Below are 23311 nucleotides of genomic sequence, written 5' to 3'. Positions count from 1 at the left end.
CGAAAGGGTATCTGACATGGGCGTGCTCAAGGTCGTCCTGCTCTACCTCGCCTGCGGGGCTGCGACCTTCCCGCTGACGCTGACGGCGGTGCGGGCCGCCGTTTCCGTGGCCGCGCCAGCGCGCGCCACGCCCGAGTTCCACAAGCGGCTGGACAGCGCCATGAGCTGGTCGATCACGGCCTGGATCCTCGGCGTGTTCGTCTTCTACTGGTCGGCGGTATTGATCGAGCGCCAGAAGCCGTGCAACGACCAGCGCACCAACCAACTCACGACCGAGTGCAAGATCGCGCTGGGCGCCATCCGCTAGAGCGGCAGCGCAGGCCGTGATGGTGCTCACCCGAAATCTCGCGGCCATTGCGTTCTCGATCCTCGCCATGGCGACGCTCGTGGGATGCGAGACGCGCGCGGAGCGCGAGGCCGCCTTCGACAGCCAGCTGCGCGCGATGTCGGGCGCCTCGGAGGCCGGGCTGCTGCGGAGCATGGGCCGCATTCCTGACAATACCTACCAGCTCGAGGACGGCACCCGGATCCTGCAATGGAAATGGGACACGTCCTACATCGATCCGGGCATGCCGCCCATTTACCAGCGCTTCGGCGGCTGGGGTTGGGGATGGGGCGGCGGTCTGTGGATCCCGATGGGAGGCTTCCCGCCGACGCTGGTGCGCCAGGGCTGCATCGTGGAGTGGACCATGGTCGGCGGAGCGGCGCAGGGCTATCGCTGGCAGGGAGCGGGCTGCCAGAAGGTCACGCCCTGAGAAAGGCGGCCGGCCGCCTCTTTCGGGGCGGCCGGCCGGTTTCTCCGGGCCCTCGGCGGGCTCTTACCAGTAGCTCGGCGCGTTGTAGTACCGGTCGACCTGACGGCCATAGTCCGGCGTCCAGCTGAAGGTCTCGGAATCGTCGAAGGTCGGTGCATCCTCCAGGACCTTCTTGTCGAGTGCCACGACGTATCCGCCCTGGCGCTCGTCGTACTTCAGGGTCGACCAGGGCAGCGGATGATGCTTCTCGCCGATGCCGAGGAAGCCGCCGAACGACATGACGGCATAGATCGCGCGTCCGCTTACCTTGTCGATCATGATGTCGGCGACGGTGCCGAGTTTGTCGCCCTGCAGATTGTAGACGTCGGTGCCGTTCACACGCTCGGCGGCGATCAGGTTTCGGGGCGTGATGGACAGATCGGTCATCGCTTTCTCCGTTCGATGGTGGGGGTGCCTCTGGAACGCGCGGCTCGCCCGGCCAGTTGCCGCGGATCGCGAAAAGGGATGCCGCAGAAGCGGCTAATCGGCGGTCTTGCCCGCCGTCTTGCGAAGTCGCTCGCCGACCGCCGCGATCATCGTCTCGTAGGAAGAGACGTCGTTGATGCTGCCGGCGCGGGGCAGGGACCTATAGCGCTGGCGGCCGACTTCGGTGAGGCGGGCGATGCCGGCGTCGATCTCGACCAGGGACAGCGCGATAAGTCGCGTGAGGTCGCGCGGGGCAAGGTCCTTCATCGGCGAAATCCCGAGCGCAACACGGCGCAACGTCACCTCTTCGTTCGGACTGAGTGGAGCATCCAGACTGCGTGACATCGTCGTCCCCCGGCACCACTAGACCCGCATTCGCGACCGATCGGCAAGGTCAACAGACCGCATCCGCGATGCGGTAACAGTCCGCGTTCGTCGGCGAACATATGCGGCTTGCGCTTATCTGGTTGTGACCAACCTGCGACTGACCTCATCGACGACGTGAGCGACGAGGCGCGGCGGCAGCGGGAAATTTGCGTGGACAAGGCGCAGACGGAAATCGGCAATGCGTTCGATCGTGAAGCCCTGTCGGCATCGCATCGGCCGTTGAGCGGGGGGAAGGCGACGTTCCGCGGTCATCGACTCGATCCGACGGGCCGTCGCGCTTCCGGCCCGTCGCCTATTTGCGGGGGGGGGGGGGGCCGCGTCACTCGGCGGCGCGCATACCTTGTGTCGCAGGCCGCTTTCCGGGCGCAATGCCCTTCATCGTGCCGCCGTACCGGTCGGTGAAGGCGGTGGTGTCGATCTCCTCCAGCTCGACCTCGCGGTTGAGCACGCGCTCCTTCCACTTCAGCAGCTCGGGGTGTGCGCCCTGGAACTCGGGCATCACCTCCTTCGCGAACAGCTCCAGCGATTCGCAGATATCCTCGTGGCGGTTCTTGCCGGCCTGGTTCAGCAGCACCACCTGGTCGATGTTGGAGGCCTGGAACTTCTTCAGCTTGCGCCGGATCGTGTCGGGCGAACCGATCAGGCCGCCGCGCAGCGCCGCGGCATGCTGCTCGGGATTGGCCTTCTTCCACTTCTGGTACTCGTCCCACATGTTGACCGTGCCGGCGGCCGGGCGCCGCCGGTCGGCCGACTGCCCGTAGAAGCGCAGCGCGAACTGGAAGAACGTGTCGCCGTCGGCACGCTCGCGCGCCTCTTCGTCCGTCTTGGCGCACATGAAGAAGCTGACCAGCGCGATGTTGGGATTGGTCTTGTAGTCGGCGAGCTTCTTCTGCCGCTTCACGAAGGCGTTGTAGTAGGCATGCACCCAGGCATGCGCGGCGTCGGCCGAAACGAACTGGAAGCCGAGCGCCCCCATGCCCCATTCGCCGGCCTTGGTCAGCGTCTGCAGCTGCGAGCAGGCGACCCAGAGCGGCGGGTGCGGCTTCTGCAGCGGCTTCGGCACGACCATGCGCAGCGGGATGTTCCAGACCTTGCCCGCGTGCTCGCTGGGCCCGTCCTTGAACATCGGCATGATGGCGCGGACCGCTTCCTCGAAGATCTCGCGCTTGTTCTCCATGGTGACACCAAACGGTTCGAGCTCGGTGATCGAGGCGCTCTCGCCCATGCCGAACTCGCAGCGCCCGTTCGACAGCAGGTCGAGCGTCGCGACCCGCTCGGCCACGCGCGTCGGATGGTTGGTCGTCACCTGGAAGATGCCGTGGCCCAGGCGGATGTTCTTGGTCCGCTGGCTCGCCGCCGCGAGGAAGGACTCAGGGGAGGGCGAGTGGGAATATTCTTCGAGGAAGTGATGCTCGACCTGCCACGCATGGTCGTAGCCCAGCCGGTCCGCCAACTCGACCTGGTCGAGCGCGTTCTGATAGAGACGATGCTCGTCGCCGGGCGCCCACGGGCGGGGCAGCTGCAGCTCGTAGAAGATGCCGAATTTCATGGCGTTCCCTCCTTTTGGGAGAGCATGACGCACAATGTCCCGACCGCAAGAGGCGCGGGATACCCATTCCGCTTGATGAGCGGACGGCTGGAGCGTTACTCAGCCGCCGCCTTCATCGCCTCCGGGTTGCGCCACTGGTGGAGCAGGTCGGCTTCCTTCTTTTTGGCCTTCGCCAGGTGCGCGTCCTTCACGTGGCCGTAGCCGCGGATGTCGTCGGGGATGGAGGCGAGCTTGATCGCCAGCGCGTGGTTTTGGGCGGACAGGCCCGCCAGCAGCTCCGCGATCAGCGCCTCGTAGTCGGCGATCAGGCGGCGCTCGGTCTTGCGCTCCTCGGTGTAGCCGAACACGTCAAAAGCGGTGCCGCGCAGGCCCTTGAGCTTGGCCAGCATCCGGAAGGCCGGGAGCATCCAGGCGCCGAACTCCTGCTTGATGAGCTGGCCGGTCTGCGGGTCGCGGCTGGAGAAGAGCGGCGGGGCGAGGTGGAACTTGAGCTTGTAGTCGCCCTCGAACTGCTTGCTGAGGCCGGCCTGGAAGGCGGCCTCGCTGTAGAGGCGAGCGACCTCGTATTCGTCCTTGTACGCCAGCAGCTTGGCGTAATAGAGCGCGACGGCTTCCGCGAGGCCGGTCTGGCCGATCTTCTGCTCGGCGGCGCGCACTTTGTCGACCAGCGCCTTGTAGCGCTGGGCCAGTGCCGCGTTCTGGTAGCCGGTCAGGTGCTTCGTGCGCGAGGCCACGATCTCGTCGAGCGTCTTGGGCTGGCTGCGCGTGAAGGCGACGACGTTGTCTTTCGTCGCCTTGGGTGCGACCAGCTTCTCGACGGCGGCGCGGTCGGCGGCGGCGCGGCGGCCCCAGCGGAAGGCGGCGAGGTTCATCGGCACAGCGGCGCCGTTCAGCTCGATGGCGCGCTCGATCGACTCATGGGCGAGGGGGATCAGGCCCTTTTGATAGGCGTAGCCCAGGACGAACATGTTGGTGGCGATCGAATCGCCCATCAGCGCCGTGGCGATGCCGGTCGCGTCGAGGAACTCGACCGCATCGGCGCCGGCCGCGGCTTCGACCGAGAGCTTCAAGGTGTTGGCCGGGAAGGCGAGGTCGGGATGGCGGGTGAACTCGCCGGTGATGGTCTCGTGCGTGTTGACGACGGCGCGCGAGACGCCGGGCTCGAGGCTCGCCAGCGCGTTGGGGCTGGCGCTGACGACCAGGTCGCAGCCTAAAAGCACGTTGGCGCCGCCGGCGGCCAGGCGCACGGCGTGCAGCGCCTCGGGGGTGGCGCCGATGCGCACGTGGCTGATCACCGCGCCGCCCTTCTGCGCCATGCCGAGTTGGTCGAGCACGGTCGCGCCCTTGCCCTCGATATGGGCGGCCATGCCCATGATGGCGCCGATGGTGACGACGCCGGTGCCGCCGATGCCGGTGATGAGGACGCCATAGGGCCTGTCCTCGACCGACGGCAGCGCCGGCGCGGCCGGCATCTCGGGTTCGGCAGGCTTGGCCGCGGCATCGGTCTTCTTCGCCGTGACCGCCTTGCCCTTGCGCAGCGATCCGCCCTCGACACTCACGAAGGAGGGGCAGAAGCCGTTCTGGCAGGAGAAGTCCTTGTTGCAGGAGGACTGGTCGATGGCGCGCTTGCGGCCGAACTCGGTCTCGACCGGCACGACCGAGAGGCAGTTCGACTTCACCGAGCAGTCGCCGCAGCCCTCGCACACCGCCTCGTTGATGAAGAGGCGCTTGTTGGGATCGGGGAAGGTGCCGCGCTTGCGGCGGCGGCGCTTCTCGGCGGCGCAGGTCTGGTCGTAGATCAGGACCGAGACGCCCTTGTAGTCGCGCAGCTCGCGCTGGACCTCGTCGAGCTGGTCGCGGTGATGGAAGCTGACATGCGGCGCCCATTCGGTGCCGAGCGGGTACTTGTCGGGCTCGTCGCTGACCAGCGCGATGCGGCGCACGCCCTCGGCGTAGACCTGCTGGCTGATGGTCCAGGGATGTACGTTTCCGTCGTGCGGCTGGCCGCCGGTCATGGCGACGGCGTCGTTGTAGAGGATCTTGTAGGTGATGTTGGTGTTGGTCGCGACCGCGTGCCGGATCGCGAGATAGCCCGAATGGAAATAGGTGCCGTCGCCCAGGTTCTGGAAGACGTGCGGCATGTCGGTGAAGTGGCTGGCGCCGACCCACGGCGCGCCCTCGGCGCCCATGTGGGTGAAGGTCTTGGTGTTGCGCTCCATGCCGATGGCCAGCGTATGGCAGCCGATGCCGGCCATGGCCATCGAGCCGTCCGGCACCTTGGTCGAGCTGTTGTGCGGGCAGCCGGAGCAGAAATAGGGGACGCGGGCGAGGCCGGCCTCGTTGCGCACCTGGCGGCCGGCGCGGCGCTTCAGCGCCTCGAAGCGCTCCTTCGTGCGGCCGCTGAAGGACTCGAGACCGAAGCGCGCGACGATCGCCGAGGCGATCTCGAACGGCGTGAGCTCGCCGTCGGTCCTGAGCAGCTTCTGGCCGCGCTCGTCGGTCTTGCCGACCACGACGGGGCGGCGGTCGGCCGGGGCGTTGAACAGCGCTTCCTTGAGCTGCTGCTCGATCAGGTTGCGCTTCTCCTCGATCACGAGGATCTCGCGCTTGCCCGTGGCGAAGGCGGTGGCGCCCTCGGTCTCGAGCGGCCAGACCATGCCGACCTTGTAGATGGCGAGGCCGAGCGCCTCGGCTTCCGCGTCGGCGATGCCCAGCTCGTCGAGCGCCTGGCGCACGTCGAGATAGGACTTGCCGACGGTGACGATGCCGAACCGGGCGTCGGGGCGGCCCAGCATCAGCCGGTCGAGCCGGTTGGCGCGCCAGTAGGCGAGCGCCGCGGGCTGCTTCACCGTGACGACGCGGCGCTCCTGGCCCAGCCAGTCGTCGGGCCAGCGGATATGCACGCCGTCGGGCGGCAGGACGAAGTCGGTAGGGGTGTGGATCTCGACCCGGTGCGGATCGATGTAGACCGAGGCCGAGCTGTCGACCGTCTCACTCAGCACCTTGAAGGCGACCCACAGGCCCGAATAGCGCGACATCGCGAAGGCGTGCAGGCCCCAGTCGAGATATTCCTGGACGCTGGCGGGGTGGATGACCGGCATGCCGGCCGACATGAAGGCCGGCTCGCTCTGATGGGCCACGGTCGAAGATTTCGCCATGTGGTCGTCGCCCGCGAGGGCCACGATGCCGCCATGCTTGGAGGTGCCGGCATAGTTGGCGTGCTTGAACACGTCGCCCGAGCGGTCGACGCCGGGGCCCTTGCCGTACCAGATGCCGAACACGCCATCGTAACGCGCGCCGGGGTAGAGGTGGATCTGCTGGGTGCCCCACAGGGCGGTGGCGGCCAGGTCCTCGTTGGTGCCCGGCTGAAACTCGATATGGCTTTTCTTGATGAATTTCTTGGCCTGCCACAGGGCCTGGTCGAAGCCGCCGAGCGGCGAACCGCGATAGCCGGAAATGTAGCCGCCTGTATTCAGCCCGGCGGCAACGTCCCGCTGGCGCTGCATCATGGGGAGGCGCACCAGCGCCTGCGTCCCGGTCAGGTAAACGCGACCTTTTTCAAGGATGTACTTGTCGTCCAGGGTCACCGCGAGGGGCATGGCAACCTCCCTGACATTTCAATATGGGGACGGTAGCGACGTTTGCACGCTGCGGGCAATGCGGAACGGAGCGGCGATCGAAAAACGACGTTTTACGTCCGCCCACCAGGGCCGAAGTGGCCTTGCCGTTTCACGGTGTCTCCTCCGGGTGAAATGTTGTAATCGTCCGCCGGCATGAGTTCAGTCCTCGTCACCGGCGTCGCCGGCTTCATCGGCTCGCATGTCGCCCGCGCCCTGCTCGCGCGAGGCGAGACCGTGATCGGCGTGGACAATTTCAGCGACTACTACGACCCGATCCTCAAGTTCGCCCGGCTGAAACCGCTGCGGGAGACGCCGGGATTCACTTTCCTCGAAGCGGATGTGTCGGACCGTGCGGCGATGGAGGGCCTGTCCGCCCGGCACGACGACATCGACCGGATCGTGCACCTCGCCGCGCAGCCCGGTGTCCGGCACTCCAAGGTCGATCCCTACATCTATGTCCAGACCAACCTGATGGGGCAGGTGATCCTGCTCGAACTGGCGCGCCGGCTGGGGCCCCGGCTCAGGCACTTGGTCTATGCCTCGTCTTCCTCGGTGTATGGCGGCAACACCAAAATCCCCTTCGCGGTGGAGGATCCGGTGGACCGTCCGGTCTCGCTCTATGCGGCGACCAAGCGGGCCGACGAGTTGATTACCGAGACCTACGTCCACCAGTACGGCCTGAAGGCCACCGGGCTGCGCTATTTCACGGTCTACGGGCCGTGGGGCCGGCCTGACATGTCGCCCTACATCTTCGCGCGGGCGATCCACGATGGCCGAAAGATCGACCTCTATCACCAAGGCAAGGTGAGGCGGGATTTCAGCTACATCGACGACATCGTCTCCGGGACGCTGGCGGCGCTCGACAGACCTCCCGGGGCAGCCGGCCACCGGCTCTACAATCTCGGCGCGTCGCGCAGCGAGGAGATCCTGCACGTCATCGGCCTGTTCGAGGCGGCGCTGGGCCGCAAGGCCACGATCGAGCTGAAGCCCGGCGAGCCGGGCGACATGCAGGAAACCGCGGCCGACATCGGAAGCACCGTGCGCGATCTCGGCTGGTCGCCCCAGGTGACCGTCGACCGGGGCATTCCGCTCTTCGTCGACTGGTTCAAGGCCTACAACCGGCTCTGATGCGCCGCTTCATCCTCACCGGCGCGCCGGGAGCGGGGAAGACGGCCCTGCTGCGGCAGCTCGAGGTCGACGGAATCGGGGTGGTGGAAGAGGCGGTGACCGACGTCATCGCCCTCGAACAGGCCAGGGGCGTTCCCGAGCCCTGGACCGATGCCGACTTCATCGACCGGATCGTGACCCTCCAGCGGCAAAGGCGGCGGCTCGCGGCGGGACTGACGCAGGTCCATGACCGGTCTGCCTTCTGCACCGAGGCACTGGCGGTCTTTCTCGGCCACGCTCCGTCAGCCCTGCTGCTGCAGGAGATCCAGGAACTGAAGCGCACGGGATTTTACGAGCGTCAGGTGTTCTTCGTGCGCCTCATGGGATTCATTCAGCCCACGGCGGCGCGGCGGATCGCCCTGGAAGACGCCCGGCGCTTCGAGGCGGTGCACGAGCGTGTCTACCGTGAGCATGGCTTCGAACTGGTGTCCGTCGAGCCGGCCAGCGTGATAGATCGGGCCGGCCTGGTCCGGCGCTGCCTCTAGGCACGTGGCCGGTCGCGCCCCATATCGGGAAGCGATGCAAGGAGTCAGTCGATGAACGTTGTGTTGGGCGACCTGCCGACCTGGAACCTGGGCGACCTTTATTCCAGCCCGACGGGGACGGACCTGGGCGCCGACCTGAAGCGCGCCGCCTCCGAGGCGGATGCGTTTTCGAAGGATTACGAGGGCCGGCTCGCCGGCCTCGACGGCAAGGGGCTGGGCGGGGCGATCGCCCGTCTCGAAACGATGAGCGACCTGCTGGGCCGCATCGGGTCCTATGCGCAGCTCTACTCGGCGCAGGACCAGTCCGACCCCGAGCGCAACCGCTTCGCGCAGGACATTTCCGAGAAGCTGAACGACATCGGCTCGAAGCTCCTGTTCTTCCGGCTGGAGATCAACAAGATCGAGGATGCCGATCTCGCCGAGAAACTGAAGGCGCCCGAGCTTGCCAAGTACGCGCCGTGGCTGCGCGACGCGCGCCTGTTCCGCCCGCATCAGCTGTCCGACGAACTGGAGAAGTTCCAGCACGACCAGTCGGTGGTCGGCAGCAGTGCCTGGTCGCGCCTGTTCGACGAGACGATCGCCCGGCTGCGCTATCCGTTCCGCAACGAAATGCTGAGCGAGCCGCAGATCCTCGACAAGCTGTCGAACAAGGACGCCACGGTGCGCAAGGAAGCCGCCAAGTCGTTCGGCAAGGTCCAGGGCGACAACATCGCGATCTTCTCGCTGATCACCAACACGCTGATCAAGGACAAGGAGATCGACGATCGCTGGCGCAGGTACGCGCGGCCGCAATCCTTCCGCAACCTGGCCAACGTGGTCGAGGACGAGGTGGTCGATGCGCTCGCGGAGTCGGTGAAGGCCGCTTATCCGAAACTCGCGCATCGCTACTACAAGCTCAAGGCGAAGTGGTTCGGCGTGGAGACGATGCCCTATTGGGACCGCAACGCGCCGCTGCCGGAGCACGACGACCGCACGATTCCCTGGCCCGAGGCCGAGAAGATCGTGCTCGACGCCTACAATGCCTTCTCTCCCGAGCTGGCCGATGTCGGCCGGAAGTTTTTCGGCACCGGCTGGATCGACGCGCCGGCGCGGCCCGGCAAGTCGCCCGGCGCCTTCGCCCATCCGACGGTGCCGTCGGCGCATCCCTATCTCCTGCTGAACTACCAGGGGAAGGTGCGGGATGTGATGACGCTCGCCCATGAGTTGGGCCATGGCGTGCATCAGGTCCTCGCGGCCAAGCAGGGCCCGCTGATGGCCGACACGCCGCTCACCCTGGCGGAGACGGCTTCGGTGTTCGGGGAGATGCTGACCTTCCAGTCGCTGCTCAAGACCGCGCCCGACAAGGCCACGCGCAAGGCGATGCTGGCGGGCAAGGTCGAGGACATGCTGAACACCGTCGTTCGCCAGATCGCCTTCTACGACTTCGAATCGCGCCTGCACATGGCGCGTCGCGAGGGCGAACTGACGCCCGACGCGATCGGCGAGATCTGGATGGCGGTGCAAAAGGAGAGCCTCGGTCCGGCGTTCACCTTCGACGACGAGTACAAGTACTATTGGTCCTACATCGGCCACTTCATCCATTCGCCGTTCTATGTGTACGCCTACGCGTTCGGCGACTGTCTGGTGAACTCGCTCTATGCGGCCTACCAGGCCAAGCCCGACGGCTTCCAGGAGAAGTATCTCGACATGCTGCGCTCAGGCGGCGTGAAGCGGCACAAGGAGCTGCTGGCGCCGTTCGGCCTCGACGCCTCGGATCCGGCTTTCTGGGACAGGGGCCTCGACGTGATCTCGGGCTTCATCGACGAGCTGGAGAAGCTGTAGGCAGCCATGGCGGATGAAGGCGACTCCCTGGGCGGAAGGCTCGGCCGCTACGCGCGCGTGGGCACCTCGGTTGGCGGACTGGCCGTCAAGCTGGCGGGCCAGCGCTATCTCGGCTTCGGTCTCGACCGCGACAAGCACGCCGGCGAACTGAAGGCGGCGCTGGGCGGGCTGAAGGGTCCGCTGATGAAAGCGGCGCAGTTGCTCGCGACCATCCCCGATGCGCTGCCGCCGGAATATGCGCGCGAGCTGGCGCAACTCCAGGCCAACGCGCCGGCCATGGGCTGGGCCTTCGTGCGCCGCCGCATGGCTTCGGAGCTGGGGCCCGACTGGCAGGCGAAGTTCGCGCGGTTCGACAAGGAGGCGTCATTCGCCGCCTCTTTGGGCCAGGTACACCGCGCGACGTTGCTCGACGGACGGGAGGTCGCCGCCAAGCTGCAGTATCCGGACATGTCCTCGGCGCTGGAGGCCGATCTCAACCAGCTGAAGGTGGTGTTTGCGATCGGCCAGCGCTTCGATCCCGCGATCCGCACCGACGAGATCCATGCCGAGATCGCCAACCGTTTGCGCGAGGAACTCGACTATCGCCGCGAGGCGCGGCACGCGGCGCTCTATCGCCACATGCTGCGCGACGAGAACCAGGTGCATGTGCCGGGTGTCATCGACTCCCACTCGACCGAGCGCCTCCTCACCATGGACTGGCTGAGCGGCGAGCCTCTGCTCAACTGGAAGAGCCGTTCGCAGGAAGAGCGTGACGCACTCGCCATCGCCATGTTCCGCGCCTGGTACGTGCCGTTTTATTTCTACGGCACCATCCACGGCGATCCGCATCTCGGGAACTACTCGGTGCGACCGGACGGTTCGGTGAACCTGATGGATTTCGGCTGCATCCGCATTTTCCCGCCGCGCTTCGTGCGCGGCTCCATCGAGCTCTATCGCGCGCTGATGACGGACGATGAGGCGCGCGCCGTGGCGGCCTACGAGGATTGGGGATTCACCGGCCTCAGCAGGGAGATGATCGCGATCCTCAACCGCTGGGCCGCGTTCCTCTACGGCCCGCTGATGGACGACCGGCCGCGTCGCCTGACCGAAGGCATGGCCGACGGCTACGGCCGTGAGATGGCGCAGAACGTCTTCGGCGAGTTGCGCAAGATGGGCGGCGTGCGGCCGCCGCGCGAGTTCGTCTTCATGGATCGCGCCGCGATCGGCCTCGGCTCGGTGTTCATCCACCTCCGGGCTTCGATCAACTGGCATCAGCTTTTCGAGACCTTGATCGACGGCTTCGACGCCGAGGCGCTGGCCGCGCGTCAGGAGGCGGCCCTGGCGGCGGCGGGCCTGAAGGACGCCAGCCGTCAGTGAAAGTCCTCGTCACCGGATCGTCGGGCTGGCTCGGCCGCAGCCTGGTCCCGAGGCTCGCACGTGAAGGTCACGAGGTGGTGGGGCTCGACCCGGAGCCGGGTGCGACGACCAGCGTGGTCGGCTCGGTGGTCGATCGTGCCCTGGTCCGGCGGGTGATCCGCGATGAGGGCATCACGGCCATCGTTCATGCGGCCGCGCGCCACAAGCCTCACATCGGGACCCATGACAATTCCGAGTTCGTCGCCGTCAACGTGCAGGGCACGCTGAACTTGCTCGAGGAAGCGGCAGCGCCGGGCTCGACCGTCGACCGGTTCGTCTTCACCTCCACGACCTCGCTCATGATCTCGCAGAAGATTCGCGACGGGAAGGCGGGCGGAGCGGACGAGGCGGTCTGGATCGACGAGACGATGGCACCATTCAGGCCGCGCAACATATACGGCGTCACCAAGCTTGCTGCCGAGGAGCTATGCCGCCTGTTCAATGACCTGCACCGGCTACCGGTCGTGGTGCTGCGCACCTCACGCTTCTTCCCGGAGGAAGACGACATGGCGCACGCCATCGCCCAGTCGGGGGAAAACACCAAGGCCAACGAGTTCCTGTTCCGCCGGCTCACCGTCGAGGATGCCGCTGAAGCGCATGTCGTGGCGCTGGCCAAGGCCACGGAGATTGGCTTCGACACCTTCATCGTCTCGGCGCCGACACCCTTCCGGCGCGAGGATTGCCGCGGGCTGATCGCGGACGCGCCCACCGTCGTGGACCGGCTGTTCCCAGAGTATCGGGCGCTCTATGCGAAGCGCGGCTGGACGATGTTCGACTCCATCGACCGTGTGTATGACGCGGGGCGGGCGGCGCGTGTGCTAGGTTTCACCTGTCGCACAGGCTTTCGAGAAGTCCTCGAGGCGCTGCGGTAGAGGGCAACTATTGCGGCGCGCGGGCGTTTTACCGCCATGATGACCTGCTTTCTTTCTCCCAGGCGCCTCGTGGCTGCCGCGATGCTCATGGGCGTCGCGACCGCTCTCTCCGGGTGTGGCGTCGCAGCATTCCCGGTCCGGGTGACCAGCGCCACGGCGAAGCTCGTACCGGTGGCCGGAGACGTCGTCGCCTACCCGCTCGACAAGACCGCGGACGCGATCGACTAGCGATCGCTGTCGTTCCCACGGGCTCCCGCGTGATAGATCATCTTCTGTCAGCGGCTCCTTGCGGAGCGGGGAGTGCGGTCGGGACGATGACATGCGTTTGATGCTCTACGCGGTGCTGGCCCTCGGCGCGCTTGCCCTGGTGCTTTCTCTTCTGTCCTGGGTGGCGGAGCGTCGTCTAGAGGCGCTCGCGGCTCCCTACATCGCCTCAGATCCGGCCCGCCTGCCCGAGATTCCGGTGGCCCTCGTGCTGGGCGCGGCGCCGATCGGTCCCGAAGGCGGTCCCAACCGCTACTTCGTGTATCGCCTGGACGCGGCCGCCGCCCTCTACAAGGCCGGCAGGGTGAAGTACCTGCTGGTGAGCGGCGACAACAGCCGCGCCGGCTATGACGAGCCGACAGCGATGCGCGCCGGGCTGATAGAGCGCGGCGTGCCGGCGGAAGCCATCTACCGGGACTTCGCGGGCCTTCGCACGCTGGACTCCGTGCTGCGGGCGGAATCGGTGTTCGGCCAGACTCGGCTGATCATCGTGTCGCAGCGCTTCCACCTGTCGCGGGCGATCTTCCTTGCTCGCGAGCAGGGCATCGAGGCCTGGGGCTTCGAAGCGCGGGACGTTGCGCGGGCTTACAGCCTCATCACCGAATTGCGGCGCTACCCCTCTGCCCTTCGTGCGTTTTTCGATGTCTGGTTCGACACTCCGGCGCGATATTTAGGCAAGCCCATCGTTGTCGGCACGGATCCGCCGAACTAAGGACGGTTTTCTATCGGGTAGGACTGTCTTCACCGGGACAGCGCCTTGCCGAGGATCTGCGGCAGCTCGGCGCCCCAGAAATCCATGAACCGCTCATAAGACAGCACCGGGCGTGGCTGCGCGCCGTCGAAGTATTCGAGGTGGCCGACGAGGGCGAAGACCATCAGCAGGCCGGCAACCGCCAGCACGACCGGCGCCGGCGAGGGCCTTGCGACGAACAGGAGAACGAAGAGGCCGGACAGCAGGGACAGGAAGACCCAGCGGAAGACGTCCCAGCCGAAGAACCCGAGAAGCAGAGGCGCCAGACACGCGCCGAGCACGCACAGGACGTTCAGCAGGCCGAACCAGCGATCGGAACGACGGTAGCAGGCCGCCGCCACCACGACCGATACGCAGCCTGCCAGCAGCAGCGACCGGGTCAGGTAGCGGGCCGGGGGCATGTAATAGTTGCGCATTCGCTCGCCGACGAAGTCGTTCCGGAACAGCTGGTAGTAGCTCTCGTCGATGGTGTAGCGGGCGACGGCGCGCACCCGTGCCAGCAGCGCCTCGATGGCCTCGGGCGGTACCGTCTGGAGGAACAGGTAGATAACGGCGAAAACCGCGACCAGGGCGGCGCCGTGCACGACGGCCCTTCCGAATTCACGGCGCAGAACGAGGCTCGTGATGTAGAGCGGGATGACGGTGAACGCCGCCAGCTCCTGGACGAAGAGCGTGGCCCCCATGATCAGGAGGGCTGGCAGGGGCGGCACGTGGATTGCTGCCAGCAGCGCCAGGTAGAGGACGTCCTCGGGATAGCCGGCGGTGTGAAAGAGATAGCCGCCGGTCGGTGCGACGAGGAAGGCGATCACCACCAGTTTCAGCGGGAGCGACGAATGCCACGCGCGCCAGAACAGGATCGCAATCAGCGTGTAGCGGACGGCCATCTGGAGCGCTGCCACGAAAACATACTCGAAGCGCAGGGGACCGAACGGGTAGAGCAGCGTCCCCACAAGACTGCGCCGGCCGAAGCCGTCGAAGAAGCTCGGGATGTAGTAGTTGATGGCCCAGAGGATCGGCACACCGAAGCCGACGTAGAATGCCAGGATCAGCGCGACGATCAGACCGGCATTGGCGGCCCGTTCGACGCCCTGCGGATACCCCGCGGTGCTTGTTCCCACCAGTCTGCCCGCTACGTCCAAGGGGCCGTCAGCGCGGCCGGGGAGCGTCAGGGGCGTTCGCCCATTCGCGCAGTTCCGGTACCGGCGAGACGACCGGCCTGCCGGAAAAGTGATTGTCGAGATTGCGGCAGACCAGATCGGTCATGCGGCGTTGGGCATGCTCCGTGCCGCCGCCGAAATGGGGCGTCATGACCAGCTTGTCGAGTTCCAGCAGTTCGGTGCCGGTGTAGGGCTCCTCGTCGAACACGTCGAGCGCCGCGCCTTCGATGACGTCGTTGCGCAGGGCGTCGGCCAGCGCCGCCTCGTCGACCGCCCAGCCGCGCGAGATGTTGACCAGGTGGCCGCGCGGACCCAGTGCCTTCAGTACCTCGGCGTTGATTATGTGCCGGTTCGAGGCATCGGAGCGCAGGCAGACGATCAGGTAGTCGCACCAGGTGGCGAGCGCCATCACGTTCGAAAAGTACCGGAAGTCGACATCGCTGCGCCGGTTACGATTGCAGTAGGCGACTTCGACGTCGAAACCCTTGAGGCGCCTGGCCACTTCCAGGCCGATGGCGCCGAGGCCCAGGATGCCCACCTTGCCGCCGCTCAGGCCGGCGATAGGGCCGAAGCGGTTGGGGATGCGCTGCTTCCACTCGCCGCGCCGGATCATCTTGTCGGCGCGGACCAGTCGGCGCGTCGAGGCGAGCAGGATGCCGACGGCCAGTTCCGCCACGTCGGGCGCATTCGCGTCGGCCCCGTGGGTGACCATGATGCCGCGCCGGCGGGCCGCTTCGAGGTCGACCCGTTCGTAGCCGGTGCCGTAGCAGCAGAACAGGGAGAGCCTTGGCAGAGCGGCCATCATGGCATCGGAAATGCCGACGCTGCCGGTGCTGACGATCGCCTGCACGGCACGGGCGACGCCCGGCGGGATGTCGGCGACCGTGGGCGTCGGACTGTCCATGTGGCCAACGATGTCGCCTCGCTCGGAGAAGGCGGCCAGTGTGGGCTTGGTGAAGTGAAAACCGGTGAGGAGGGCGGGACGGGAGCGAACGGGAGCGGCCATGGCCGCAAGTATGACGTGCGTTGCACCGCAGATAAATCGCCATGTCCGGCGCGGCGAAAAACCGGCTTGGCAAAGAACGGAACGCTGTGCAAGGTGGTTAACACGAAGCGTCCCGCCGCGTTCAAACGGATCTGAAGCGCTCCATGAAAATCGCCATTGTCAAAGAACGCAGGCCCCACGAAACCCGTGTGGCCGCCACGCCCGAGACCGTCAAGAAGCTGAAGGCGCTGGGTGCCGAGATCACGATTGAAGCTGGAGCGGGAACGGCGGCCGCCTACACCGACCAGGCCTACCAGGAGGCCGGTGCGACCATCGTGCCCGACGCGGCCTCGGCCGTCGCCGGCAGCGATATCGTCTTCAAGATCCAGCGGCCGATGTCGGCGGAAGAGGGGCTCGACGAACTCGGCCTGCTGCGGCAGGGCCAGACGCTCATGGCGCCGCTCGGAGCGCTCACCAACAAGGAGCTGGTGCAGGCCCTCGCGTCGCGCGGCGTGACCTCCTTCGCCCTCGAGCTCATTCCCCGCATTACGCGGGCCCAGTCGATGGACATTCTGTCCTCGCAGGCCAATCTCGCCGGTTACAAGGCCGTGTTGTTGGCCGCAAACAACTACGGTCGCATCTTCCCGCAGATGATGACACCGGGCGGCACGCTGGCGCCCTCGCGCAGCTTCATCATGGGTGTGGGCGTCGCCGGCCTTCAGGCGATCGCCACGGCCCGCCGTCTCGGCTCTGTCGTGACCGCGACCGACGTGCGTCCGGCCACCAAGGAGCAGGTCCAGTCTCTGGGCGCCAAGTTCGTGGCGGTCGAGGACGACGAGTTCAAGGCTGCCGAGACGGCCGGTGGCTATGCCAAGCAGATGAGCCCGGAGTACCAGGCCAAGCAGGCGGCGCTCGTGGCGGACCACATCCGGCAGCAGGACATCGTGATCACCACAGCCCTGATCCCCGGCCGCAAGGCGCCGGTGCTGGTCAGCGAGGAGATGGTGAAGACCATGAAGCCCGGCTCGGTGATCGTCGACATGGCGGTCGAGCAGGGCGGCAACTGCCCGCTGTCCGAATTCGGCAAGGTGGTCGAGAAGTACGGCGTGAAGATCGTCGGGCCGGCCAATCTGCCGGGCGAGCTGCCGACCGATGCCTCGGCGCTGTTCTCGCGCAACCTGCTCAACTTCATCACGCCGATGGTCGACAAGGAGACCAAGGCGCTCACGATCAATCTCGAGGATGAGGTCGTGAAGGGCACGCTGGTCACCCGCGACGGGCAGATCGTGCATCCCTCGCTGACCCAGGCTTAGGAGCGGCCCCATGGACGACAAGATCGCAGGCGAAGCCTCCAAGCTCGCGACCCAGGCACAGGACGTCGCGAGCCAGCTGAAGGCCCTGGCGCAGCAGATCACCGATGCGGCGGCGGCGAGCCCGGTCGCGGTGCCGGACGGTCACATGCCGTTCGTGGCGCTGCTGACAATCTTCGCGCTCTCGTGCTTCGTGGGCTACTACGTGGTCTGGCGGGTGACGCCGGCGCTGCATTCGCCGCTGATGGCCGTCACCAACGCCGTCTCCTCCGTCATCATCGTCGGCGCACTGCTGGCGGCCGGCCTCAAGGGGCTGGGCGCCGCCCAGCTCTTCGGCTTCATCGCGGTGGCGCTGGCCGCCGTGAACATCTTCGGCGGGTTCATCGTCACGCACCGCATGCTGTCGATGTTCAAGAAGAAGCCGGTCAAGAAGTAGGCGGGAGCAGCAGGGATGTTCACCCAGGAACTGGCCGCCTATGGCTATCTGATCGCCGCCATCTGCTTCATCATGGCGCTGCGCGGCCTGTCCTCGCCGACGACCTCGCGGCAGGGCAACCTGTTCGGCATCGTCGGAATGGTGATTGCCATCGGCGTCACCGTTCTGTCGCCGGGCGTCCTCTCGCCCTGGCTGATCATGGCCGGCCTGGTGATCGGCGGTGCGATCGGCACCTTCGTCGCCCTGCGCATCCAGATGACGGCCCTGCCGCAGCTCGTGGCGGCCTTCCATTCGCTGGTCGGCCTCGCTGCGGTGTTCGTGGCGGCGGCGGCCTTCATCTCGCCCGAAGCCTTCGGCCTCGGCGTCCCCGGCAAGATCAAGGTGCAGAGCCTGATCGAGATGGGCCTGGGCACTGCGATCGGCGCGATCACCTTCACCGGCTCGGTCGTGGCCTTCGCCAAGCTGCAGGGCCTGGTCTCGGGCTCGCCGCTGGTCTTCAAGGGCCAGCATCCGCTGAACGCGCTGCTGGGCATCGCGCTGGTCGTGCTGCTGGTCTGGTTCGCCATGCGCGGCCACACCTCGACCTTCGTCCTGCTGGTGGTGCTGTCGCTGGCGCTGGGCTTCCTGCTGATCCTGCCGATCGGCGGCGCCGATATGCCCGTCGTGGTGTCGATGCTCAATTCCTATTCGGGCTGGGCGGCGGCCGGCATCGGCTTCACCCTGGGCAACACGGCGCTGATCGTCACCGGCGCGCTGGTCGGCTCCTCGGGCGCGATCCTGAGCTACATCATGTGCAAGGGCATGAACCGCTCGATCTTCAACGTGATCCTGGGCGGCTTCGGCACTGACAGCGCGGCGGCCGGTGGCCCGGCGGCGAAGAACGACAAGCCGGTCAAGGCGGGGTCGGCCGAGGACGCGGCCTTCCTGATGAAGAACGCGCAGTCGGTCATCATCGTGCCGGGCTACGGCATGGCGGTGGCGCAGGCCCAGCACGCGCTGCGCGAGATGGCCGACCTGCTGAAGAAGGAGGGCGTGCAGGTTCGCTACGCCATTCATCCGGTGGCCGGCCGCATGCCGGGCCACATGAACGTGCTGCTGGCCGAGGCCAACGTGCCCTATGACGAGGTCTTCGAGCTCGACGACATCAACCGCGACTTCGCCTCGACCGACGTGGCCTTCGTGATCGGCGCCAACGACGTCACCAACCCGGCCGCCAAGACCGACCCCAAGAGCGCGATCTACGGCATGCCGATCCTCGACGTCGAGAAGGCCCAGACCGTTCTGTTCGTGAAGCGCGGCATGGCCTCGGGCTATGCCGGCGTCGACAACGAACTGTTCTTCCGCGACAACACGATGATGCTCTTCGCCGACGCCAAGGTGATGTGCGAGAACATCGTGAAGGCGCTCGAAGGCTCCGCGCACTGAGCCGCTATCGCGCCGTCATCTTCGACATCGGCGGCGCGGTCGATCTCGAATTCGCCTGGGAGATGGCGCTCGACGGCGCCATTGCCGCGGCCTGCGGACTGGAAGGCATCCGCGTCGATCCGACGACGGTCGAGGAAGCGTCCGAGCTGGCGGTGGCCGCCTTCGCGCCCGATATCGTACGCCACATGATCGAGACGCTGTGCGGCGGCGAGCCCGCAACGGTGGCGCGCGTGGCGCGTCGGGTCGAGGCGATGACGGGACAACTCGATGCCTTCCAGATCCGGCCCGAGATTGAGGGCTTGCTGGAGCGCCTCAAGGCGCGCGGGCTGACGCTCGGAGCGCGGGAGCCGCGCTGGGAACGGCTTGAGCGGGCCGGAATCGCCGACCTGTTCACGCGCGATCACGGCATACCGCCGGCTGACTGTGTTTTCGTCGGCGACCGGATCGACGCCGACGTCGCACCCGCCAAAGCGGCGGGCATGGCCACCATCCAGTTCCGCTCCGGCCGCTGGCGCCGGCAGCGGCCACGTTCGGCGGCTGAAACGCCCGATGCCGTCGTTACCGATGTGGCCGAGTTGGAAGCGGCAATCGCAGCGCTCATGGCTTGAAGCAGCGCGACGCCAGCCCTAGTATGACAGTGTCATATCATTGGGAGGAATATCCGTGCCCCGTGCGAGTCGTCCCATTACTGTCACGCTCGGCGAACTTCATGAGAGTGTCGAGAGTCGCGTGACATCCGGCGCGTACGCCTCGGCGAGCGAGGTGGTGCGTGCGGCTCTGCGGGCACTGGATCGGGAAGAGTCGGCTGTCGACGGCTGGTTACGACAGAAAGTGGAAGAAGCGTTCGCTGATCCGGCGCCGAGCGTCCCGGCCCACGAAGTTTTCCGTCGTTTGCGCGACCATCATGCGGCAGCAAGCAAGAGCCGCCGCCGCCGTGAAAAAATTTGAGGTCGTCTTTCGTCCTGCCGCAGAGGCCGATCTCCTTGCGTTGCACCGGCATATCGCTGAGGACGCGGGCTTGGAAATTGCCGGGGACTACATCGGCCGGATCGAAGAAGTGTGTCTCTCTCTGGAAACCTCTCCCAAGCGCGGAACGACGAGGGACGATATCCGGGGCGGACTTCGGATCATGGGCTTCGAGCGTCGGGTGACGATTGTCTTCCAAGTTGGAAAAGCGGAGGTGACGATCGTCCGGATTTTCTATGGTGGGCAGGATTATGAGCGGGCGTTGCGTGCACGCCGTTAGGCATTCGATACATAGGGCTATCGTTGTTGCCATGGTGGCGGCTCTTGGCTGGCCGTCTCATGCGGTGGCCCAGCCCGCGGCTCAGGAGATGCTGGGCACATGGGCCAAGAGCGGAAGGTGCTCGGTTCCAACGGAGCGGCTGGTCGTCACGCCGACGACGGTAGCGATGGGTGAGGGCAAGCCTGCGGCGATTGTCTTCTACACCCACGAAGTAAGTGGCCGGCCGACGTTACGCTGGGCCGCCCAAGGCGAGGTCGCAAACGTCCAGTATGTCGAGCCGGATACTTTGGCCTTCTACGGCATGGGCTGGGGCATGGGCGGGCCGACCGCTGCCTATCGTCGTTGTTCGCCTTGAACCAAACAAAAACCCCCGGGGATGCCGGGGGTTGTCGTCTCGTGCGAGGAGAGAGGACTAGTAGCCCTCGCGCTCCATGCGCTTGCGCATCAGCTTGCGGGTGCGGCGGATGGCCTCGGCGCGCTCACGGGCGCGGCGCTCGGAGGGCTTCTCGTAATTACGGCGGAGCTTCATCTCGCGGAAGATACCTTCGCGCTGCATCTTCTTCTTCAGGACGCGCAGCGCCTGATCGACGTTGTTTTCACGAACGAGAACCTGCACTTCGATCGCTTCCTTCCAATGCGGCTTGCCCCGCGGATTGACCGGGGCCTGAATTCAGAGGCGGCGTAGGTATCACAGGGCGATACCCTTGGGAACCCCCCGATTGACCCCTATATTCCACGTCATGGATGAGCAGAAAACCCCCGATTTTGCGGGAAATGACCCGGATGCCCTGCTGAGGGACCGCCTGGCCGACGCTCTTGCCTCCGAGGCGAGCTTCGACGGCTGGACGCGGGCGGCCCTCGCCAGCGCCGCGCGGGGCCTCGATCTGCCGGCCGGCGAGGGGGAGAGGCTGTTTCCCGGCGGGCCTCTCGATGTCCTCGCCTATCTCAGCCGGCGATCGGACATGCGCATGGTCGAGGATATGGAGAAGGAGGGCGTCATCGCCCTCAAGATCCGCGATCGCATCAAGGCCGCCGTCCGCATCCGCCTGGAGCGTCATGCCGGACAGCGCGAAGCGGCACGGCGGGCGCTTTCCCTGCTGTCGCTGCCCTTCAATGCCCCGCTGGCCATGAAGCTGCTCTACGGGACTGTGGACGCCATGTGGTACGCGGCGGGCGACACCAGCACCGACTTCAATTTCTACACCAAGCGCGCGACCCTGGCCGGCGTCTATTCCTCGACCCTGCTCTACTGGCTGAACGACCGCTCGCCCGACGCCGAGGCCACCTGGGCCTTCCTCGACCGACGCATCGACGACGTGATGCGGATCGAGAAGCTCAAGGGGCAGGTCAGGTCCTGGACGAACCCGAAGAGGGCGGCAGCACGCCCGGCAGCACGTAGGTGACGTGTCCCATCTTGCGGCCGGGGCGGGCTTCCGCCTTGCCGTAGAGATGCAGCCGGGCCGTCGGCTCGGCGAGGTAGCGGGGCCAGCCGTTGGCCTCGTCGCCGATCAGGTTCTCCATGCGCGACGGCGCCAGCACGTCGACCGGCCCCAGCGGCAGGCCGCAGATGGCGCGGACCAGCTGCTCGAACTGGCTGGTGGCGCAGGCGTCCATGGTCCAGTGACCGGAGTTGTGCGGCCGCGGCGCCATCTCGTTGGCCAGCACGCGTCCATCCTTCGTCACGAACATTTCCAGCGCCACCAGACCCACGAGATTGAGGCCCTGCGCCAGTTCGATTCCGAAGCGCTCGGCCGTGGCGAGCGTTGCCGCCGGCAGGCCTGACGGCACGGTGGTGGTGCGCAGGATCCCGTCGCGATGGCCGTTGATGCCGATCGGGAAGCAGCGCGTGGCGCCGTCGAGCCCCCGGGCGACGATGGCGGAGACCTCGCACTCGAAATCGACCATGGCTTCGAGGATGCATTCCCGCCGGCCGAGCTTGTCCCAGGCGGCGGCCAGTCCCGCCCTGTCCGTCACGCGCGCCTGGCCCTTGCCGTCATACCCCTCGGTGCAGGTCTTGAGGATGCCGGGCAGTGCGGTGGCGGCGGCGATGTCGGCCTCGGAGCGGATGGGCTGGTAGTCGGCCGTGCCGATCCCGAGCTTGCGCAGGAAATCCTTCTCACGGAGGCGATGCTGGGCGAAATGGATGGGCTTAACGCCCGGCCGGACCGGCTTCAGCTTCTCGCATTCCAGCACGGCGCCTTCGGGGACGTTCTCGAACTCATAGGTGACGACGTCCACCTGGGCCGCGAACCGGGCTAGGGCCTCGACGTCGTCGTAGGCCCCACGGACATGGCCGGCGCAGACCAGCGCGGCGATCGGATCTTCGTCCGGGGCATAGACGATGCAGCGGTAGCCCAGGCGGGCCGCGGCAAGCGCCGTCATGCGCCCCAACTGGCCGCCGCCCAGGATGCCGATGGTCGATCCCGGCGGGAGAGGAGGAGCGGCCGCCATCAGCGGTGGGCCGGGGAGTCGTCTGTGGGAAGCTTCGCGACAGCTGCCGTCTGGCGGGTCCGCCACGCTTCGACAGCGGCCATGATTTTGGCGTTGCCAAGACCGACGATGGAGGCTGCCAGAAGAGCCGAATTGATCGCTCCCGCGCGGCCGATGGCGAGTGTTCCGACCGGTATGCCCGCAGGCATCTGGACAATAGAAAGAAGGCTGTCCTGCCCCTTCAGGGCGGCGCTTTCCACCGGGACGCCCAGAACGGGCAGAGGAGTCATGGCGGCCGTCATGCCGGGAAGGTGGGCGGCACCGCCCGCGCCCGCGATGATGACCTGCAAGCCGCGCCCCTTGGCGCTGGCAGAGTAGTCCATCATGCGTTTCGGGGTCCGGTGCGCGGAAATAATGCGCGCTTCGAACGGGACGCCCAGCGCCTCCAGCGTCTCGGCGGCGTGACGCATGGTCGACCAGTCGGACTGGCTGCCCATGATGAGGCCGACCGCCGGCCTGGCGGCAGGGCGGCGTTTTGTTGTTTTCGTGGCCATGCTCTTCTCAGGCGATGATATCGGGAATGAGCCGGCTTTCCAGCCGCAGGATCTGGTCCTTCAGGCCGAGCTTGCGCTTCTTGAGCCGCTGGAGCTGCAGCTGGTCGAACGGCGGCTTTTCGATCAGGCGATCGATCACCTCGTCGAGGTCGCGATGCTCGCTCTTCAGGGCCTCCAGCTTGGCCTTGATGGTCTCGGCGTCCGGCGGGTCCGACGACGTCAGGTCATTCATGCGGG

27 protein-coding genes are annotated in these 23311 nt (G+C 66.5%); 17 read left to right on the top strand and 10 right to left on the bottom strand.

Going from position 1 to position 23311, the window contains the following annotated elements:
* Nucleotides 1-16: 16 nt before the first annotated feature.
* The gene (locus LJ725_RS03785; protein WP_230549276.1) at nt 17-307 is read left to right on the top strand and encodes a hypothetical protein; all 291 of its coding nucleotides are present in this window, start codon (nt 17-19) and stop codon (nt 305-307) included.
* A 19-nt stretch (nt 308-326) separates the two neighbouring features.
* On the top strand, nt 327-755 hold the full coding sequence (locus LJ725_RS03780; protein WP_230549275.1) for a hypothetical protein: 429 nt from the start codon (nt 327-329) through the stop codon (nt 753-755).
* Nucleotides 756-818: 63 nt separating this feature from the next.
* On the opposite strand, the gene LJ725_RS03775 is transcribed toward LJ725_RS03780, so the two are convergent.
* From LJ725_RS03775 to LJ725_RS03760, 4 genes are all read right to left on the bottom strand, one after another.
* The gene (locus tag LJ725_RS03775) at nt 819-1181 is read right to left on the bottom strand and encodes a PRC-barrel domain-containing protein (RefSeq protein ID WP_230549274.1); all 363 of its coding nucleotides are present in this window, start codon (nt 1179-1181) and stop codon (nt 819-821) included.
* A gap of 93 nt (nt 1182-1274) precedes the next feature.
* Nucleotides 1275-1487 carry a hypothetical protein gene (locus LJ725_RS03770; RefSeq protein WP_230549273.1) on the bottom strand — a complete coding sequence of 71 codons (213 nt, stop codon included), beginning with the start codon at nt 1485-1487 and terminating at the stop codon, nt 1275-1277.
* A 439-nt stretch (nt 1488-1926) separates the two neighbouring features.
* The gene (locus LJ725_RS03765) at nt 1927-3156 is read right to left on the bottom strand and encodes an LLM class flavin-dependent oxidoreductase (RefSeq protein WP_230549272.1); all 1230 of its coding nucleotides are present in this window, start codon (nt 3154-3156) and stop codon (nt 1927-1929) included.
* 95 nt (nt 3157-3251) lie between these two features.
* Nucleotides 3252-6755: an indolepyruvate ferredoxin oxidoreductase family protein gene (locus LJ725_RS03760; RefSeq protein WP_230549271.1), complete on the bottom strand. Its 3504-nt coding sequence runs from the start codon at nt 6753-6755 to the stop codon at nt 3252-3254.
* 174 nt (nt 6756-6929) lie between these two features.
* Here LJ725_RS03760 and LJ725_RS03755 point away from each other — a divergent pair, with 174 nt between their 5' ends.
* The 7 genes from LJ725_RS03755 (at nt 6930) to LJ725_RS03725 (ending at nt 13492) form a co-directional block, all read left to right on the top strand.
* Nucleotides 6930-7904 carry an NAD-dependent epimerase/dehydratase family protein gene (locus LJ725_RS03755; protein WP_230549270.1) on the top strand — a complete coding sequence of 325 codons (975 nt, stop codon included), beginning with the start codon at nt 6930-6932 and terminating at the stop codon, nt 7902-7904.
* Nucleotides 7904-8428: an AAA family ATPase gene (locus LJ725_RS03750; protein WP_230549269.1), complete on the top strand. Its 525-nt coding sequence runs from the start codon at nt 7904-7906 to the stop codon at nt 8426-8428. Before LJ725_RS03755 ends, LJ725_RS03750 begins: the two co-directional genes overlap by 1 nt.
* A gap of 51 nt (nt 8429-8479) precedes the next feature.
* Nucleotides 8480-10249 carry a M3 family oligoendopeptidase gene (locus tag LJ725_RS03745; protein ID WP_230549268.1) on the top strand — a complete coding sequence of 590 codons (1770 nt, stop codon included), beginning with the start codon at nt 8480-8482 and terminating at the stop codon, nt 10247-10249.
* A 6-nt stretch (nt 10250-10255) separates the two neighbouring features.
* A complete protein-coding gene (locus LJ725_RS03740; RefSeq protein ID WP_230549267.1) occupies nt 10256-11605 on the top strand; it encodes an ABC1 kinase family protein in 1350 nt (449 codons plus the stop codon).
* Complete coding sequence (locus LJ725_RS03735; protein ID WP_230549266.1) at nt 11602-12516, top strand: NAD-dependent epimerase/dehydratase family protein; 915 nt, start codon at nt 11602-11604, stop codon at nt 12514-12516. Before LJ725_RS03740 ends, LJ725_RS03735 begins: the two co-directional genes overlap by 4 nt.
* 36 nt (nt 12517-12552) lie before the next feature.
* Nucleotides 12553-12744 carry a DUF6726 family protein gene (locus tag LJ725_RS03730; protein WP_230549265.1) on the top strand — a complete coding sequence of 64 codons (192 nt, stop codon included), beginning with the start codon at nt 12553-12555 and terminating at the stop codon, nt 12742-12744.
* Nucleotides 12745-12835: 91 nt separating this feature from the next.
* Complete coding sequence (locus LJ725_RS03725) at nt 12836-13492, top strand: SanA/YdcF family protein (protein WP_230549264.1); 657 nt, start codon at nt 12836-12838, stop codon at nt 13490-13492.
* A 29-nt stretch (nt 13493-13521) separates the two neighbouring features.
* Here the strand turns inward: LJ725_RS03725 and LJ725_RS03720 are convergent, their stop codons facing one another.
* Both LJ725_RS03720 and LJ725_RS03715 read right to left on the bottom strand, forming a co-directional pair.
* Nucleotides 13522-14649, bottom strand: coding sequence for a hypothetical protein (locus tag LJ725_RS03720; RefSeq protein ID WP_230549263.1), 1128 nt, complete (start codon nt 14647-14649; stop codon nt 13522-13524).
* Between the two features lie 28 nt (nt 14650-14677).
* Entirely contained in the window at nt 14678-15694 is a 1017-nt protein-coding gene (locus LJ725_RS03715; protein ID WP_230549262.1) for a 2-hydroxyacid dehydrogenase, read from the bottom strand.
* A gap of 143 nt (nt 15695-15837) precedes the next feature.
* Between LJ725_RS03715 and LJ725_RS03710 the strand changes: the two genes are divergently transcribed.
* The 7 genes from LJ725_RS03710 (at nt 15838) to LJ725_RS03680 (ending at nt 20445) form a co-directional block, all read left to right on the top strand.
* A complete protein-coding gene (locus LJ725_RS03710) occupies nt 15838-16986 on the top strand; it encodes a Re/Si-specific NAD(P)(+) transhydrogenase subunit alpha (RefSeq protein WP_230549261.1) in 1149 nt (382 codons plus the stop codon).
* Nucleotides 16987-16996: 10 nt separating this feature from the next.
* On the top strand, nt 16997-17419 hold the full coding sequence (locus LJ725_RS03705) for an NAD(P) transhydrogenase subunit alpha (protein WP_068196072.1): 423 nt from the start codon (nt 16997-16999) through the stop codon (nt 17417-17419).
* Between the two features lie 15 nt (nt 17420-17434).
* Complete coding sequence (locus tag LJ725_RS03700; protein ID WP_230549260.1) at nt 17435-18844, top strand: NAD(P)(+) transhydrogenase (Re/Si-specific) subunit beta; 1410 nt, start codon at nt 17435-17437, stop codon at nt 18842-18844.
* A gap of 62 nt (nt 18845-18906) precedes the next feature.
* Complete coding sequence (locus LJ725_RS03695; protein WP_230549259.1) at nt 18907-19452, top strand: HAD family hydrolase; 546 nt, start codon at nt 18907-18909, stop codon at nt 19450-19452.
* Nucleotides 19453-19507: 55 nt separating this feature from the next.
* Nucleotides 19508-19792, top strand: a complete 285-nt coding sequence (locus tag LJ725_RS03690) for a type II toxin-antitoxin system ParD family antitoxin (RefSeq protein WP_230549258.1) — start codon at nt 19508-19510, stop codon at nt 19790-19792.
* Complete coding sequence (locus LJ725_RS03685; RefSeq protein ID WP_230549257.1) at nt 19749-20090, top strand: type II toxin-antitoxin system RelE/ParE family toxin; 342 nt, start codon at nt 19749-19751, stop codon at nt 20088-20090. The genes LJ725_RS03690 and LJ725_RS03685 overlap by 44 nt, the downstream gene beginning before the upstream one ends.
* Before the next feature lie 31 nt (nt 20091-20121).
* Nucleotides 20122-20445, top strand: a complete 324-nt coding sequence (locus LJ725_RS03680) for a hypothetical protein (RefSeq protein ID WP_230549256.1) — start codon at nt 20122-20124, stop codon at nt 20443-20445.
* A gap of 57 nt (nt 20446-20502) precedes the next feature.
* Here LJ725_RS03680 and rpsU read toward each other — a convergent pair whose 3' ends face one another.
* Complete coding sequence (gene rpsU, locus LJ725_RS03675; protein ID WP_020696578.1) at nt 20503-20706, bottom strand: 30S ribosomal protein S21; 204 nt, start codon at nt 20704-20706, stop codon at nt 20503-20505.
* Between the two features lie 124 nt (nt 20707-20830).
* Here rpsU and LJ725_RS03670 point away from each other — a divergent pair, with 124 nt between their 5' ends.
* Nucleotides 20831-21493, top strand: a complete 663-nt coding sequence (locus LJ725_RS03670; RefSeq protein ID WP_230549255.1) for a COQ9 family protein — start codon at nt 20831-20833, stop codon at nt 21491-21493.
* Here LJ725_RS03670 and LJ725_RS03665 read toward each other — a convergent pair.
* From LJ725_RS03665 to LJ725_RS03655, 3 genes are read right to left on the bottom strand one after another with little or no spacing between them, the layout of a single operon-like run.
* On the bottom strand, nt 21438-22541 hold the full coding sequence (locus tag LJ725_RS03665) for a 5-(carboxyamino)imidazole ribonucleotide synthase (RefSeq protein WP_230549254.1): 1104 nt from the start codon (nt 22539-22541) through the stop codon (nt 21438-21440). The two genes, LJ725_RS03670 and LJ725_RS03665, sit on opposite strands and share 56 nt — an antisense overlap.
* Nucleotides 22541-23074, bottom strand: a complete 534-nt coding sequence (gene purE, locus LJ725_RS03660) for a 5-(carboxyamino)imidazole ribonucleotide mutase (RefSeq protein ID WP_230549253.1) — start codon at nt 23072-23074, stop codon at nt 22541-22543. The genes LJ725_RS03665 and purE overlap by 1 nt, the downstream gene beginning before the upstream one ends.
* A gap of 7 nt (nt 23075-23081) precedes the next feature.
* Nucleotides 23082-23306 (bottom strand): YdcH family protein, encoded by a 225-nt coding sequence (locus LJ725_RS03655; RefSeq protein WP_230549252.1) that lies wholly within the window; start codon nt 23304-23306, stop codon nt 23082-23084.
* Between the last annotated feature and the right edge of the window lie 5 nt (nt 23307-23311).

It is taken from the genome of Reyranella aquatilis (assembly GCF_020880995.1).
Taxonomy (GTDB): domain Bacteria; phylum Pseudomonadota; class Alphaproteobacteria; order Reyranellales; family Reyranellaceae; genus Reyranella; species Reyranella aquatilis.
The sequence above is the reverse complement of the archived record's forward strand: the minus strand, read 5'-3'. Positions and strand labels throughout refer to the sequence as shown.